The sequence below is a fragment of the Caldisphaera lagunensis DSM 15908 genome (assembly GCF_000317795.1).
GTDB classification, from domain to species: domain Archaea; phylum Thermoproteota; class Thermoprotei_A; order Sulfolobales; family Acidilobaceae; genus Caldisphaera; species Caldisphaera lagunensis.
Map to the genome: position 1 here is coordinate 385,326 of NC_019791.1, position 17,002 is coordinate 402,327.

Here is a 17,002-nt window from a genome sequence, read left to right on the forward strand (position 1 = left end):
TTTCACCTCATGTTCTTCTTATAATATTGTATAATTAATTCTGATATGTTTTCATTATATGTATCATGCAACAAATTAAAAATTGGTTTCATAGACTTCTTTGCAAAGCTTTCAAATGCTATTTTTAAAGCCTCATCTAAATCCATACCTTTATTAATATTTTTCTTTGTTTGCTCCATTTCATATTTTATAATTAAATCTATGTATCTCATAATTTCACTTATGTTTTCATCTATTGATCTTTTCTTTAAATATTCTATCAGCTTATCCAATTCCTCTTTAATTATCTTTTCAGCCAACTGAACTTGATCTAATCTATGATTAAAATTCTCCTTAACTAACTTATCAACACTTTCAATGTTATATATAGTATTATCATTCATTATAGCACTTGGAGTTGATATATCAATGATTACATCGTTTTTATTTAATAAATTATTAAGAAAATCAAAAGGACCCCCTTTTATTGCAATTAAAACTGCATCAAATTTTTTGTTAGCAATTTCATTTAAGGTATTTATTTCAAAATTGCATTTATTGTTTATAATCATCTTAGCCTTTTCTAATGTCCTATTAGCAATTGTTATTTTACTTGGATTCCACTTAGAACATATGTGATCTACCATTATTTTTGCTGCATTTCCTGCACCAATTATTGCAATTTCCTTGTTATCTAGTGTACCTAAAAGTTTTGAAGCCAATTCTACAGAGGCCTGAGGAAATCCTAAAACTCCCTTGGATATATCTGTTTCACTCCTAACTCTTTTACCAACAATTATTGATTGATGGAACACTGAATCAAGTAACTTGCTTGTATATCCTAAGTTCTTAGCTTCTTCCCATGCATCCTTAACTTGGGACAAAATTTCTGTTTCTCCAAGAATAGAGGATTCCAAGCCTGCAGAAACTCTAAATAAATGCTCTGCTGATTCTAAACCCGAATATTTATGAAAGAATTTTGAATAAATGCCCATATTTTTGTTTATTTCTTCCTCTAAAATATCATTATAAGAATCTACATATATTTCAAACCTATTGCATGTAGAAAGAATAATTATCCCATTAGAAATATGGAATATATCATCATAAATTCTCTCTTTAAGTTCATCTATCTTTTCCATATCATAAAAGCATGAATCTTTATAGGTAATTGAATATAGTTTTAGATTATTGATATTATATGTTTGATCGATCATCAATAGCACCTACAGGTTTTTAACAAACCTTTGATATTAAGCGCATTTTATATAAAAAACCGGAATAAATATATACATTTATATACAAATCTTTATATAAAATCTAGAAAAAATTGATGATTTTAATAAAATCTCCTGTAATTGATAAACAAAACACTATATCAAAACTTAAATTGATCGCCTAATATTAATTGATATGGATTATAATAACTTCAGAGGAAAGACAAATGATAATTGTTTATCATGATCCAGGAGATGAAAAAGAAGCTGAATTTTTTATAAAAATGATGGAAGAAAATAAAATAAATGCTAAATTTATTCCTATTTCTAAAATTGACAATATAAACCCAGAAAAAGGAGAATTAATTGTTTCATTAATACCTTTTGGAGGAGGACATAATAAAAGCATTGAAGATATAGCTAAAATGAACAAAGCCATTTTTATCAAAATGCCTTTAAATATAATATATGATAATTTAAAATACTTTTTAAAGGGGATTAAATGCAAAGATGTTTGCTTCCTTTATTGGAAAGCGAAAAGGTTTGTTGAAATGCAAGAAAAAGACATTGACCTAATTTTAAACAATATTAGAAATGATTTAGGCATTAAAACTTATTCAAATTGCAATGAATGTCATGATTGCTTTGTTGCATTAACCATTATGAGAGGAATAATGTCTGAAAAAGCTAAAGAATTAGGAGAAAAATGTTCATCCCAAGTAATAGAAGAATTACTAAGTATAATAAAAGATGATTTGGTAAAGTGGGTCAAAAATTTGCAATATGCGGGGGGTGGGGTTTGAACCCACGCAGGCCTACGCCAACGGGTTCTGAGCCCGTCCCCTTTGGCCAGGCTCGGGCACCCCCGCGCATTTTTACATTAAATTCATTTAGAATAAAATATTATTTATATTCTTATTTTTAATATTTTTGTATCATCATAAATATAATATTATTTAGCTTTATATAATTCTTATTCAGAATTTTAATCAATTTTATACATATTTATTTACATTTCTTAACATCAATAGCTGACTTCATAAAGAGCTTAAATATACCCCTCCTTCCAAAAAATCCTAGATATAAACAGTGGTGCAAAAACTTGGGAGCCTTAGATGTCCTGGCAAATTGGTCAAGCTATTTACCAACTATCAAAAAACCGAAACAGAAGCTTACATTATATAGAAGGCTTGCTTGGACAGGTATTATATTGGTTATATATCTAATTATGGCTAATATACCTTTATATGGTGTTCCTACACAGGCATTAACTAGCACAATTTCACTTCAAAATATAATATTTGCAAGCAGCGCAGGCACATTAATGCAATTGGGAATAGGACCAATAGTTACTTCAGGTTTAATATTAGAGGTTTTAGCAGGCGCTAAGATTATCGATATAGATTTGTCAAACCCAGATGACCAACTTAAGTTTACAGGGGCTATGAAAACATTAGCAGTAATTTTAGCAGTTGTTGAAAGCGTTGTCGTGATGCTAAGCGGTGAACTATTCCCTGTTGGATTCAGCGCTTCATTATTAGTTAAGGTTTTAATAGTAATTCAACTAACATTTGCTTCTTTTTTGGTAATTTTAATGGATGAGGCCTTACAAAAAGGTTGGGGATTGGGAAGCGCAATAAGCCTGTTTATATTAGCTGGTGTTGCACAAACAGTTATTTGGGATATGTTTGGCTTTATCCCACATATCGCTATGGACTTTGGAGTAATACCCGCTATAATAATTGATAAAAACTTATTGGTTTTTGCAAGACCTAATGGATTCCCAGATTTAACAGGTTTACTATCAACGTTTGCAATAATTATTTTGCTTGTCTATCTAAATGGTATGAGAGTTGAGATACCAGTAACGTCATCTAGACTCAGAGGAATTAGAAGCAGAATACCATTACAATTTATTTATGTTACAAACATACCAATCCTATTATTAGCTATATTAGTTGCAGACCTACAGCTTTTTGAAACCCCAATAGAAAGATTTTTGGGAGCAGGTTCTATTGTATATAAAGGCTATGCAGACCTAGTTTATTATCTATCTCCCCCTAATGGCATTATTAGCGCATCAATAAATCCATTAAAGACTGTAATATTTGCTATAACATGGTTAATATTATCAATACTATTTGGTTACTTATGGGTTGAAGTTGCTGGACTAAATCCAAGCAGTCAAGCAGAACAATTAATATCAGGGGGAATGGAAATTCCAGGTATGAGAAGAAATCCAAAAATACTTGAATCAGTTTTGTCAAGATATATATACCCATTAACGGTATTAAGCAGTTTAATCGTTGGGGCAATTGCAATAGTTGCAGCAATATTTGGTTCATTTGGAACTGGAGCAGGCATTTTGCTAGCAGTAGGTATTATATACCAGTATTATTCTATGATAAGCTATGAGAGAGCGTTAGAGGCATATCCATTAATTAGGAGGATTATGGGTGAGAAATGATGAGCCAATTAAGAAATAAATTCAAAGTAATAATAGTTACAGGTGTTCCAGGGGTTGGAAAAACAACAGTTTTATCAGTTTTACAAGAAAAAGCTAAGGCATCAAATATTAAATTAAAAGTATTAAATTTTGGAACTTTTATGTTAGAAACTGCTCTCAAAGAAAAACTGGTTAACAATAGAGATGAGCTAAGGCATCTTACCCTAAGAAAACAATTAGACCTGCAACAATTAGCTGCAAAACGCATTATTGAAGAGACACTTAAAGATCTCGATGAAAATGGTTATTTAATAATAGATACACATGCAATAGTAAAAACATCTTCTGGTTATTTACCTGGACTTCCTAAGCATGTATTAGACGAACTAAAGCCTGATATGATAACTGTTATAGAGGCCGATGCAAAAGAAATTTTTAACAGACAGGTTAAGGATTCTTCAAGAAATAGATCTGACTTTGGAACTGAAAAAGATATAGAAAAATTAATGGAATATGCAAGAATGGCATCATTTAGTAGTGCAGTACATTATGCTTCTACTGTTGCAATAATAACTAATAAAGAGAATAAGGCAAACGAAGCTGCAGAAGAATTATTACAATTTATACAAAAACTTTAGTCTAATTAGTAGTTTTATATTTTAATTTATATCTATACTCAATATATTTATCATTAGGAGAGTATTTAGGAGGATGGGGAACTTTTAATTGACCCCCACAATATGGACATCTTTCTTGGCTTAAAGTGTACCTATTACATTTAATACATTTCCTTAAAAGCCATCTCATATCGTTACGCCTTCACTCTCTCAAAAGAATATTCTACCTTAAGATCTTTTGCTAACTTTTCCCCTTTACTAATTAGCTTTTCTATAACATTCTCTAATGTTTTATAATCTGGACCTATTAAGTCAATCCTATACTTTGGAGAACCAATAGTATATATTTTTATATCGATGCCATCGTATTTTTTAACCTCTTCTTTTATATCCAACAATATTTTTCTAATTCTATCGATGCCATCAGATTCTAATGATTTCAAATTAAAATACCCGCTTATTTGAACGTGCTTAACTTCAACATATTTCTTTGCATAATCCAATAGGATATCATGCCATTCTATTGGTATCTTAGCCCTTTTTAACGCATCTTTACCTTCAAGATTAATAGCCTCTAAACCTGACATTGCATCTCCAAAGTAGTCTTCAAGATGCCAGACAACTTCTTTATATGCCTCGTCTTCTGATTTATTAATTTGCTTTGCAGCCATCAATATTAGATTTACTGCTTTTAATGTTCTTTTCCAATACATCATCTTTCTTTTCCTTTCATTATCATTAACCCTTTTTAGACTAACATCAACTTGACCTTTATTCCTATATACTCTTATTACCTTTACAGCAAGTTTTTGGTTCTCCTTTATTACTTCATTGATATTTTTTACAGCTTTTGTAGCAACTTCACTCCAAGGTAAAAAAGCTCTCAAATCATTATATTCATCTATAACCATATAAGCGCCAAAATCGTGAATTTCTTTTATAGTCCCCACTACAATTTCTCCAATGTCTGGCATTTCTTTTCTATTTTTTAGAGCCAACCCAATCCCCTACTTATTTAATTCTATCCTATTTTTTATGTTCCTATGAAATTTTTGAATGTTTTGCTCATTTAACTATAGTTAATTTATACCATCAACATGTAAATATTAAAATAATTTTAATATCTTTACATTCTTTATAATCAACAGGGCAGAATGAGTATGGATAATGAATATATAAAAATCGAATCAAACAAGGCTACAATTTACGGAATAGGTAAACCGAAGATTATAGAAGTGCCGGAAGAAATTATACCTTGGTTAACTAGAAGCAAAATATTAAATAGAATATTATATATATTAATTAATCATGAAAGTTTTAAGAAAAGACTATCTAATCCTATGTCATTAAGAAGCCTCCTTGTTTATCTCTATGCTAAAAAGAAGAATATTCCTACCTATATAATGGCAAAGAGGGTTAATATAGCGCCAGAACAATTGTATAGAATAGAAAGAGGGTTAAAGAAGGACAATTTGTACAATGTAATTATGATTCAAATTGATTTAGATTCTTCATAGTACAATGTAAAAGAAATAATCAAATTTAATAAGGTAGAGAACTTATAGTTAATTTAATTAAAATTTTTATAAAAGACAAATTTATATCTCCTTAAAACTATAATAAATAGGTGAAAGTTTGAGGCCGTATGTTATAATATTCTCTACAATGACAGTTGATGGAAAAATAGCCAATAGTGATGGATACTCTAAATTAAGTTGTATCGATGATTTTAGATTACAACATTATCTGAGATCAAATAGCGATGGCGTTATGGTTGGAGCAAACACTGTTATTAATGACGATCCTAGCTTAACTGTAAGACTTGTAAAAGGAACATCTCCATATAAAATTATAGTAGATTCAAAATTGATCGTCCCCCTATCATCTAAAATTTTTCAAAATCCAGCTAAGAGCATTATTATAACATCTAACAATTTAAATAAAGAAAGATACGAGAAGTTTGAAAAAATAGGCGTTAGAATTATAAAAGTTGATTTTAATGGTGTTTTAGATATGGTTACTGCATTAAAAAATCTTTATGATATTGGCATAAAAAGATTAATGGTTGAAGGAGGAGGTCATTTAAATTATTCCCTCCTCTATAATGGATTAGTAGATGAGCTATGGGTAACAATATCACCATTTGCTTTTGGTGGAGGGACATCAATCTTTGAAAAAGGTATTTTAAAAGAAATAAAAGCAGAATTTTATATAAAAGAAATAAAAAATTTATGCCAAAACTGGGTTAATATAAAATATAGTATTTTATATCCAAAAAAACCTTTAATTTAATTTAATATATGATTCCTTTATAAGCATTAATGTATAATGGATCATTATTTATCCTAATAATATACTTTGATCTGTTGTATTTTTCTCCAGGGTTAAATGATTTCATCTCACTTGATTTAAGATCTAACTTCTTGTACTTCGCTTGAACATAATCTCTATACAATGATTCCATTACATTAAATGTACAGAATGGTACAACTCTTCCATCTGGCATCAGATAACTTATGTTGCATCTTCTAACTCTCTCAACATCATAGTTATATAGATCCATGAAGTGCATCATTCCTATAAATAGCATATGATAATGGAGTTGACCTAATGCATCATAATTCCTCTTTAAGAATATACTAGCTAATAGCTTGTTGAACTTTAGATCTTTGGGCATGTTCTTTTCTTCTACAAACTTTCTTAAATCTATTACTCCTTTTAATAGATGTAGTTTCTTAAATTTACTATCTAATATATCAATCCTTTTATCATCTAAATATTCTAAGAACCCATCTACATCAAAGAATGAGCCTATTGGAATAAACTTTGTAGGTATACCATTAGCATCTCTTTCTATGAAGACATAGTTTGCTGATCCACACATTGGATGGTTAGACATGCAGAATTGGTTTGAATCTGTTGCTGCCTCTACAAATTTAGCGAATTTCGCTGCGACTGGAATTGGGTACCAAGTATCTCTTGATATTTGACCATCAGTTTGTTTCTCTATTTCTAATATAGCATCAGCAATCGTTATTCTCATCTTATCCCTTTCACTCTTTTTAAGCTGACCAGATAGGCTTACCGGCTGGAAGTTCACTGCCCTTACTATGTCTATATGCTTACCTGCAAATTTCAATATTTTACCTATTTCCTGATCATTATGACCTTTTATAAGAGTTGGGACCAAAACTACGCTCGTCATACCTGATTTCCTAAATACCTCAAAAATGTACGGTATTTCCCAATGGTTCTTGAAATTAACTTTTGGAGATACTCCATCAAAGCTTAAATAAACAGTGTTCACTCCGGCTTCTCTTAATGTTCTTGAATAATTTATAGCAGCTTCTGGGTCATTAAGATACATTTCAGCAAATTTAATACCTGCAGTGTTTAATTGAATATGCCTAACACCCTCTTCTCTTAGCATTTTAACAATTTCAGGAAGATCTTCTCTTAATGTAGGTTCCCCTCCTGTTATTTGTATTGCCATTGTTACTCCTTGTTTTTTCAATTGTTGTATTTGGAACCTAAGTAATTCTAAGCTTGGTTCATAGATATAACCTGCTTTCTCAGCATAGAAGAAACAATAATAACAGCTAAGATTACATCTATTTGTTACAACCAAATTAGCTAATGCAGTATGATTTTCGTGCATAGAACAGAAGCCACAATTATATGGACAAGGGGCACTAAGACTTACATATGCTTTTATCTTACCTGCTCCTTTTCCTGTCTCTTCAAACTTCATCATTTTTGTATAAAGGTTTGAATCTCCATAGTAAAGCTCTTCATATTCTCCATGTTCTGGACAGACTTTTCTAAGATATACCTTACCATCTCTTTCAAAGACCCTTGCAGGAAGTAATCTTAAGCATACTGGGCATAAGCTTGTTGTATAATGTAAATGTTTTTCTTGATCATTAAGTTTAGGCATTGGACCTCCTATAGGGATTTTCTTATCAGCAATTTCCACATATGCCTTGTCTCCTTCTGTTATAAATCTCCCAGGAGCTGGTAAAGTTCTATTAATCTGGTTCTGAGCCACTTCCTGCTTTTTACTTACCTGAACTACTGCCAATTTCTAAACCTCCTAAATACATTGCTTGTTATATATATTAAATCTCCTCTTATATATGTCTGGATACTGTTTTTTAAGATTTACTTATTAATTTATTATTGTTTGAAATATTTTTTAAATATTTTCCTGAATTTCATTATACATATATGTACTCTTATATACAAGTCTATACAAAATCAGAGATGTATTTTTATTATTAGCTATATATTTTAAAAAAGGATAAAAGCTTATAAATCTAGGTGTAATCTATATCTATAAAGAGATTGGTGATAAAGATGGTTAGAGATAGGGTTGTTATGGCAAAAGAATTGAAGGGCAAAAAAGATGTAAATGGAAAATCTTATGAATATGAATATTACACTTTACCTCTTAACATATATGTTAAAAAGCACATCATTGAAAAGTTTGGCAAAAACTTCGTAGTCGAAATTGATGAAAATACTGGAGTAATATGTATAAAACCAAAACCATTAGAAGATTTTATAGGGATAACTAAGTGCCCTTCACCATGGGCCTCTAATTTATAATTGAAAACAAATAACAATGTTTTTTAATTGCCCGAATTAGTAAGATATAAAATATTTTTATTGTATAGTAATTTTGGGTTAATGAATTGAACAATGATAAGGTATCAATAATTATACCAACATATAACGAAGCAGAAAATATAGGAAATCTAATAAGAAATATAGAGAGTGAATTAAGTAATCATGTTAATGATTATGAGATTGTGGTTGTTGATGATAATAGCCCAGATAAAACATATGAAATTGTAGACAAAATCAGTAAAAACGATAACCATGTAAAATTAATATTAAGGAAAGAAAAGAAAGGCCTATCTTCAGCTATATTTGATGGTATAAAAAAATCAAGTGGAAATATAATTGTTGTAATGGATGCAGATTATCAACACCCTCCAGAAAAAATACCTAAATTGATAGAATCCTTAAAAAACTATGATGTTGCTGTTGCCTCTAGATATACAAAAGGAGGGAAAACTGAGGGTTTTTCATTTTATAGAAAAATAGTCAGCAAAGGAGCTACATTATTAGCCAAAATCTTAGTTCCAGAGGTTAATAAAACATCTGATCCAATGTCAGGATTCTTTGCATTTAGAAAAGATTCTGTTAACTTAAATAAGTTAAATGTTATTGGGTATAAAATTTTATTTGAAATATTATATAAAAATCCAAATTTAAAAGTTATTGATGTGCCCTATACTTTTAAAAAGAGGAGTAAAGGTAAAAGCAAGCTTGGAATAAAAGAAATATTTGAATTCTTAATTCATGTAATAATAAATTCTAGAGTAATCAAGTTTGGAATTATTGGTGCTTTGGGAACGATTGTAAATTTAGGAATAATGTATTTATTAATTAGCAAGGGACTCTTTTATGATTATGCAAGTGCAATAGCAATAGAAACAAGCATATTGTTCAATTTTACCCTTAATGATAAATGGACATTTAAGGATAAAAAAGGAAGGCCTTTACTATCAAGAATTTTAAGATATAATTTGATAGTAGGTCCCAGTGGGGTAACAATATTTTTTGTAATGGAATTACTAACAAAACTATTAAAAATATATCCTTTAATGGGTCAATTCATAGGTATAATATTTGGATTCGTAGTAAACTTCCTTTTATCATATAGCAAAGTATGGAATGTTTAATTTTAAATTAATCATTTTAATTAGGTATAACAAATTCTAATTATTAAAGAAGATACTAAACATATTTGAAAGATTAATCTTAAAATATTAAAATTATATAAACTATATAAACAATGAGATTAATTAGTGTAATTGGAATTCCTATTTTCATGAAGTCCTTATAAGTAATTGTAATTCCATATTTTGACTCCAAATTATCTATAATTATAATGTTTGATGCTGCACCCAAAATCGTTAGGTTGCCTGCAATGGTTGTAGCCATAGCCAATGTAATCCAACTTATAACATTAGCATATGTATAACCAAGGTTATTCATATATACAATGAATAAGTTAGTGAAAGGAACATTACTTATTAATTGACTAAAAATTAAAGAAGAAGCAGAAATCCGCAAAATATTGTTAACCCCTCTCATATAATGAGGTAATAATAAATGCAAAGGCTCATACAATATGCCAGAATTCCATATACCTTGTGTTGCTATAAACATAGTTATGAAAAATATTATTGTTCCCCAATTTACTTTAGAAAGGGTTTGTCTAGGGTCAGATACAAATATATAAATGAATGCAGCTATCGTGAATGGAATTAATCCTATCGATGTTACATGAGGTAGCTTGTATAACTCTAAGAAATCATTTACTAAGAGAGAAATTATTATAATAATTATAGCAATTAATGATATATATGCATCTCTCTTGTTTTTAATATATTCTTGAGGAACCCCCATAAAAAATTCTTTTTTAAGTTCTTTTATTTTATAATACTTAATAATAAAATATGTTGTTAAAAATAAATTAATTATTGTAGGAATAGCTAAATATTTCAAAAATGTTAGTAGGGGTGCATTTATATTGGTTTCTGTTGCAATAAGCATGTTTTGAGGATTACCTAACGGAGTCATTACAGAGCCTATTGTTATTGAAAATGCAACTAATATAATTAATGGTTCGAAGGGAAGTTCTAAAGACTTTGCTATTATTACAGATAATGAAGTGCCTACTATTGCTACTGCGTCATTAACCATAATACTTGATAATAACCCAAAAAATAACGCTAAAAGATAAAGTAACAATATTCTACTTTTAAAAGAAGATACCAAATATGCTGCCAAATAATCCAATAAACCAGATGTTTCTGCAATACTAATAATGCTGAACATACTTATTAGAAACAAAATAACGTTCCAATCTATAATATTACTTACATTATATATTGGAACTAACCCAAATAATATTGTTATAGAAGCAGCTAAAGACATTATAGACCATGAAGGAATTTTGGTAAACTTAGCTCTCATTATTAGGCCTATAATTATAATTAAAAGAATGATCCCACCAAAAAATTCTTTAACATTCATCAATTCCATTTCCCTTAGGATATTTTCTTAATTAGTATTAAAAGCATTACTGCATTTTAGCATCTTTTATTCAAAACTTAAAAGATCAGACTCAATAACGTCACAATTATTTTCTAAAATGCTTGAAACACTTGGATTACTTTTATTACCGTTTATAAATTCTTTTATGTATAAATTTTGATCCATCGAAATAAGACATTCTATAACATTACTGGTAATACGATAACATTTTATTTCTCTACCAATTCCCTTTAAGTTTTTCCTATTTACTTTTTGCTGAATATTTATATTATTTATGTTATTTAATTTTTCAATATATTCATCTTTTATCTTATTTTCACATAAAATTAATACTCTATATATTTTGATATAATTTCTATTTGATAGACTATTAAGTTGGCCTCTTTTCCTTTCAATTTTATCAATATTTATTATAGATGAATGTCCTTCAATCAAATTAATATTAATATCTTCTTTTTTACTTCCTTTTACTTCAAGAATAATGGAGGAACCTTTTCCTAAGGTTCTGAATTCAGATTCATCTCTCTCAGGTACATGAACCACAACTCCTCCCGCATTAAAAGCTTTGCTGATATCATTTAGTACACTATTTTTACTTTTTGGTCCAATTATGCTAATTCCTCTTTTAAATTTCTTATATCTACCATATATCAATAACGATACAATTTGTTCTCTAATCTCTAAATTTGGAAATGAAACTTCATATATTACTTCAGGGGAATTAAAATCAGCCCTATGTTCTGGATCTAGTTGTTGAATTCTTTTTCCTATTTCTCTCTTCAATTCATTTTTTATAGATTCTCCATATGATAATTTAAAAGTAGATTTTAATTTTTCTTCTTTTGATATAATATCCTCATCAACCTTCACCCCTATTAAAAATTTCTTAATCTTATCATTTTTCATTTTATTTGAAATCTCTATTGCAGTATCATAAATGTACTTATCTAAAGTATCTTTACACAAATAACACTTCTTATATGAAGGTTCATTTCCAAACAAATTTTTATAAAAATTATAAGATATTGAGCCCATATTAATTAATAAATCATTAATTTTCTCTTTCTCTAAATTTTCATATTTAATTTTTTTATGTATATGCATTAGCAAAACCATTTTTATTGATTTTCCTCTATCAACATTTGAGTATCCTATACCAAGCTTTGCGAATTGCCTTCCTAGGCACCTATCGCATAATGGAAAATTTTTTAGTATATTCATCGCTGGATTTATTATTTCATCGTTTATTTGACTATCATCTTCCATAGATTATTTCACCATTAAGCATTAAACCTAGCTTATAATGACCTAGTAAGCTATTATAGCTTTATAAAAATTCTATTTTAAACATAATGAATCTATACCTTGAGAAATAAAAACGGAGAGTTAATAAGAACTGACTGCTAACTCTTTTTAGGTTAACCAGATGTGGCTAGCTGTAGAATGGTAGATGCAAAATGGAAGAAATTCAACAATCTATAATAGAAAAATTACATCCGAGCATTAGAAAATTGATAAATGAAAGAGGTTGGAATAAACTTACTGATATTCAAGAATTATCTATACCATATATATTGTCAGGAAATAATGTATTAATAATGGCTCCAACTGGGGAAGGAAAAACAGAAGCAGCCTTATTACCGGTTTTATCCATGTTATTAAATAACTTACAAAACCCTGTAGATGTATTGTACATAACTCCCATGAAAGCCCTAATAAACGATATACATAAAAGAATATCATGGTGGGCTGAAAAATTAGGTTTTAAGGTATCTAAGAAACATGGAGATACTCCAGCAAGCGAAAGAACAAAAAGGATCAAGCAAGTTCCTAACATTTTAATAACAACCCCAGAAAGCTTAGAGATCGATCTAGATTGGGCTCCAAAATTCAGACAGTTTTACAAAAATGTAAAATATGTAATTATAGATGAACTTCATGAATTGCTTAGCTCAAAAAGAGGAGCGCAACTTTTATTATTACTCGAGAGATTGAGATATATTTCCGATTATGATTTTCAAAGAATAGGTTTATCAGCAACGATCGGATCTCCAAAAAAAGCATTAGATCTATTAAGTGGAAGTAGCAAAAGAGAAAAACAAGTTATATCTGTTGACTTTTCAAAGGAATATAAGTTTGAAGTTAAATATATAAATGAAGAAAACGAGGATCCATGGCTTATTGTGGCAAAAACCTTAACACAAACTATAGAAAAGCCTAGTTTAGTCTTCGTTAATAGTAGATATATAGCGGAAAGAGTTAAGCATTCATTAGAAACGATTGGTGCAAAAGATATATTTGTTCATCATTCAAGCGTGTCAGCTCAATTGAGAGAAGAAGCAGAAAATAGATTAAAGCAAGGCGAACTCTCAGCAATAGTTTGTACAAAAACATTAGAATTAGGAATTGACGTAGGCTCAGTTAAAAAAGTAATTCAAATTAGATCGCCTGGAAAGGTTTCAAACCTAATTCAAAGAGTTGGAAGAAGTGGACATATCTCAGGTGGATTATCGATAGGAGATATAATATCAATAGGACCAATAGATTTTGCAGAAGCAATTTCTGAAGCGAGCCTTGCTAAACGAAGCTTTGTAGAAAATGATATAATTAATGATGCACCTATTGATGTTATTGCAAAAGAGATCTTAGGTTTTACTCTAGGCGAAGGACCAACAGATTTAAACGTTATTTATGATGTATTTTCTCAATCACCTATATTTAAGATGAATAATAAGCAATTCAATGAACTAATAAAATATATGCAACAAAACGGAGTTATTAAAAATGAAGATGGTATAATATCTCCAGGAAATACTTTTTACAAGATATGGAAATTCAAATCTAAAGACCAAATGAAAGCGTGGTGGTCTAGGAGCTTCTCAGAATTCTTTACCACAATACCTGAAAAAGATGTTTTTATTGTAAAAAATGGTGATGATACAATTGGCTATGTTGATTCTATTTACGTTTACAGAAATTTAAGAATAGGTGATGTAATAAGGCTAGCAGGAGGATCATGGGAAATAAAAAGAATAGATGATATGAATGGTAGAATAGATGTAATTCCATCTTCTGGAATTGCAGAGATACCATTATGGAAAGGGGAGGGAGCTAAAAGAAATCAAGTTATATCAAAGCAATTTTTAAGAGTTGTTATGGGAGAAATTCCTAACGATATTACTATTGATAAAAATGGTCTATACGAACTTTCCAAAATAAAAGAAAATTACGTTAAAAATAAGGTAACGATTGATGAAAATAAGATTATATATGAACAGCATGATGGAGAACATATTTTTATTTATCCTATAGGTAGTGGAGCAGCAGAAGCAATTGCCCTCATTTTAATAAATAAGGCATCTAAAATAGAAGGACTAAACGTTTATTATAGACCATCATTTTATGGATTCAGCATTAATGTAGGAAACCAAAATCCTTTTGAACTAATTAAAAGTATAAATGTTGAAAACTTATATGAAGAATTAAATGAAGCGTTAAATAAGAGTCCCTACTTATATCAAACTTTAAGAGAGATTCAATTACATTTAGGTAAAATAGGTTCAATTGATGAAGAAAAGGATCAATTCTTAATTGAAGAAGCAAAAAGGCAAGTAATAAACGATTATTTGGATATTGAGGGGGCAAAGGCTTTTTTAAAATTATTAGTCTCTAATGAAATAAAAATTATTAATTTAAATAGTGGAAATCCATCACCTCTAGCTCAAGGAATATTAGAATTACCAGCCGTTAGACCATGGATTCAAGACTTAGCTATAAAAATTGGTAGACTACTAGAAAATAACAGCTTAACTATATTTGAAATTGCTGATATATTGGAGCTTGCAGAAAAAACAATCGAAAATAAGCTTAAGGATATGAGAAAACCTGAATATAATGATATGAGAGTTGTAAGGTTTTTAGATGTAGATGAAGATGAGTACAGGTGGACTTTATTAAAATCTCTAGATAATATAGTAGGATCTGATGAGTTTAGAAGTTATTTTACTCCTAAAAAAGCTGATGAACCTTTAAGAGTATATATAAGAATTTCTCCACAGTCAAAGCCAAAAGAATATATAATAACACCAAAGTTTTTAATGGAAAGATTAGAAGACCTAGAAAAGCTTTTACCTGAAGAAATATATGAGTTAAGGATTACATCTGCCTATGAATATGGAACAAGAGAAGACAGCAACATATTGCACTATTTTGTGAATATAAAAAGTTTAAAACCATTAATCTTGAATGCTGCTACGTATATAGAGAAAAAACAAATTAGAAGATTTTTCTAATTTTACATTTAAATTTTAATTTTTAACAAATAATAAAATAATTTCATAAGAATTAAATAATTTTAATTAAAATACTATAGTTGGTGCTAAAATGAAAAAGTACTGCATTGATATGTTGCAATATTTATATTTTGCAAACGCGTTAGTCAATGAAAAGAGTGAAGAATGGGATTACATAAAGAAAAAATTAAATAATACTATAAATGTTTTTGAAAAATATTGTAACAATGATGCTTTAAATGACCATGAAATTTTAGAAAAGAAAAGTCTAGACTTTCTTGAATCAGTAAAAAACGATAATATTTTAAACGCAAATAATAATTTGACTGATATAGAAAATCTTATAAGAAATCAATCGAAAAAATATGTAATAAATGAAACGTTTAAGTTATTTAGGCTTTTTATATCTCTTACCCTAATTATTACTTCATTAATAATCCTTTTATCTTCTGCAATCAACATATATCAGTGGCTTTTAAATTTATTTTTATTAGGAATATCTATTGGGCTCGCAGCCTTAGTATCTTATAGCATGATACAGTTACCCTTATTCTTTGTTTCTTTGCTAGAAACAATAAACATTTATTTATCTGATAACTTACCACTCCTCTTTAGTCAAATATTAATTACCATTATCAGTTTATTAGGCATCTTTTTAAACAGAAAAATCAACTCATCAAAAACACCATAAGTTTATGAAATTATATAACAATTATTTTTATATTAATTTTAGTCACTGAATCTTCATAGATCTAGAGATTATAACTAGAATTAGTCTATCAACGAACAAGTTAACTTTACGATTTGTGATATTTCTTTTCTTAATGATAACTTAATTACCAATACCAATAACTAAGATTCATCTAAGAGACTTTTATACAACCCCTTGATAAGAGTTTTATGAATAGCGTATTCTCAATAGGTTTAACTTTATGGGGGTTAAGGGGGCGAAAGTTCCCTCCCGTGAGGGAGAGGATGAATAACCCCTTATAGAAGGATTTATTATTTCGGGGAGAAGATTATTAGGCCTTGGCTGAAAGCGCTGGGAAATACCCTAGGGACTGGGGATTAAACCTGTGGTGAGCAAACTCTCCATAACCTCTCTTCCACATGGGGCATAACGAAACGGTTCCGTTCAATAGAGCCTCTACTGTGTGTGTAAGGGGACCGAGGTTGCTCTATGAACCAGGAAATCCTCACCGCGAGGTGGGGATGCCCCGCCGTAAGAGCGGGGTAATTCACTTCTTCCTTTCCTAAAAACATAATAAGGCTTTTCAGGGAAAATATTTATTATCGCTATCAATACATAAAAAATTTTCT

At 29.3% G+C, this 17,002-nt stretch carries 15 protein-coding genes and 1 tRNA gene; 9 read left to right on the forward strand and 7 right to left on the reverse strand.

From position 1 onward, the window contains the following. Nucleotides 1-2: 2 nt before the first annotated feature. The gene (locus CALAG_RS01800; protein ID WP_015232042.1) at nt 3-1,196 is read right to left on the reverse strand and encodes an NAD(P)-binding domain-containing protein; all 1,194 of its coding nucleotides are present in this window, start codon (nt 1,194-1,196) and stop codon (nt 3-5) included. A gap of 191 nt (nt 1,197-1,387) precedes the next feature. Here CALAG_RS01800 and CALAG_RS07785 point away from each other — a divergent pair, with 191 nt between their 5' ends. Then, nucleotides 1,388-1,999 (forward strand): hypothetical protein, encoded by a 612-nt coding sequence (locus tag CALAG_RS07785; protein ID WP_157463148.1) that lies wholly within the window; start codon nt 1,388-1,390, stop codon nt 1,997-1,999. On the opposite strand, the gene CALAG_RS01810 is transcribed toward CALAG_RS07785, so the two are convergent. Continuing rightward, nucleotides 1,981-2,065: transfer RNA gene (locus tag CALAG_RS01810), tRNA-Leu, on the reverse strand. The two genes, CALAG_RS07785 and CALAG_RS01810, sit on opposite strands and share 19 nt — an antisense overlap. A 233-nt stretch (nt 2,066-2,298) precedes the next feature. Between CALAG_RS01810 and secY the strand changes: the two genes are divergently transcribed. Further along, nucleotides 2,299-3,663, forward strand: coding sequence for a preprotein translocase subunit SecY (secY, locus tag CALAG_RS01815; RefSeq protein ID WP_015232043.1), 1,365 nt, complete (start codon nt 2,299-2,301; stop codon nt 3,661-3,663). Continuing rightward, on the forward strand, nt 3,663-4,280 hold the full coding sequence (locus CALAG_RS01820) for an adenylate kinase (protein ID WP_015232044.1): 618 nt from the start codon (nt 3,663-3,665) through the stop codon (nt 4,278-4,280). Before secY ends, CALAG_RS01820 begins: the two co-directional genes overlap by 1 nt. Before the next feature lies 1 nt (nt 4,281). Here the strand turns inward: CALAG_RS01820 and CALAG_RS01825 are convergent, their stop codons facing one another. After that, complete coding sequence (locus tag CALAG_RS01825; RefSeq protein WP_015232045.1) at nt 4,282-4,449, reverse strand: RNA-protein complex protein Nop10; 168 nt, start codon at nt 4,447-4,449, stop codon at nt 4,282-4,284. A gap of 4 nt (nt 4,450-4,453) precedes the next feature. Further along, a complete protein-coding gene (locus CALAG_RS01830) occupies nt 4,454-5,257 on the reverse strand; it encodes a translation initiation factor IF-2 subunit alpha (protein ID WP_015232046.1) in 804 nt (267 codons plus the stop codon). A gap of 162 nt (nt 5,258-5,419) precedes the next feature. On the opposite strand from CALAG_RS01830, the gene CALAG_RS01835 reads away from it, so the two are divergent. Both CALAG_RS01835 and CALAG_RS01840 read left to right on the forward strand, forming a co-directional pair. Continuing rightward, a complete protein-coding gene (locus CALAG_RS01835; RefSeq protein ID WP_048816676.1) occupies nt 5,420-5,776 on the forward strand; it encodes a hypothetical protein in 357 nt (118 codons plus the stop codon). 118 nt (nt 5,777-5,894) lie between these two features. After that, nucleotides 5,895-6,551, forward strand: coding sequence for a 2,5-diamino-6-(ribosylamino)-4(3H)-pyrimidinone 5'-phosphate reductase (locus CALAG_RS01840; protein WP_015232048.1), 657 nt, complete (start codon nt 5,895-5,897; stop codon nt 6,549-6,551). A 1-nt stretch (nt 6,552) separates the two neighbouring features. On the opposite strand, the gene tes is transcribed toward CALAG_RS01840, so the two are convergent. Then, nucleotides 6,553-8,340 carry a tetraether lipid synthase Tes gene (gene tes, locus CALAG_RS01845; protein WP_015232049.1) on the reverse strand — a complete coding sequence of 596 codons (1,788 nt, stop codon included), beginning with the start codon at nt 8,338-8,340 and terminating at the stop codon, nt 6,553-6,555. Nucleotides 8,341-8,615: 275 nt separating this feature from the next. On the opposite strand from tes, the gene CALAG_RS01850 reads away from it, so the two are divergent. Together CALAG_RS01850 and CALAG_RS01855 are read left to right on the forward strand one after the other, a co-directional pair. After that, nucleotides 8,616-8,867: a hypothetical protein gene (locus CALAG_RS01850; protein WP_048816677.1), complete on the forward strand. Its 252-nt coding sequence runs from the start codon at nt 8,616-8,618 to the stop codon at nt 8,865-8,867. An 86-nt stretch (nt 8,868-8,953) separates the two neighbouring features. Beyond that, on the forward strand, nt 8,954-10,009 hold the full coding sequence (locus CALAG_RS01855; RefSeq protein WP_015232051.1) for a glycosyltransferase: 1,056 nt from the start codon (nt 8,954-8,956) through the stop codon (nt 10,007-10,009). 79 nt (nt 10,010-10,088) lie between these two features. Here the strand turns inward: CALAG_RS01855 and CALAG_RS01860 are convergent, their stop codons facing one another. Then, on the reverse strand, nt 10,089-11,378 hold the full coding sequence (locus CALAG_RS01860) for an ArsB/NhaD family transporter (protein ID WP_216475979.1): 1,290 nt from the start codon (nt 11,376-11,378) through the stop codon (nt 10,089-10,091). Nucleotides 11,379-11,435: 57 nt separating this feature from the next. Next, nucleotides 11,436-12,656 (reverse strand): tRNA pseudouridine(55) synthase, encoded by a 1,221-nt coding sequence (locus tag CALAG_RS01865; protein ID WP_015232053.1) that lies wholly within the window; start codon nt 12,654-12,656, stop codon nt 11,436-11,438. 191 nt (nt 12,657-12,847) lie between these two features. Here CALAG_RS01865 and CALAG_RS01870 point away from each other — a divergent pair, with 191 nt between their 5' ends. Together CALAG_RS01870 and CALAG_RS01875 are read left to right on the forward strand one after the other, a co-directional pair. Beyond that, nucleotides 12,848-15,682 carry a DEAD/DEAH box helicase gene (locus CALAG_RS01870; RefSeq protein ID WP_015232054.1) on the forward strand — a complete coding sequence of 945 codons (2,835 nt, stop codon included), beginning with the start codon at nt 12,848-12,850 and terminating at the stop codon, nt 15,680-15,682. Between the two features lie 91 nt (nt 15,683-15,773). Then, nucleotides 15,774-16,373, forward strand: coding sequence for a hypothetical protein (locus tag CALAG_RS01875; RefSeq protein ID WP_015232055.1), 600 nt, complete (start codon nt 15,774-15,776; stop codon nt 16,371-16,373). Nucleotides 16,374-17,002 lie beyond the last annotated feature (629 nt).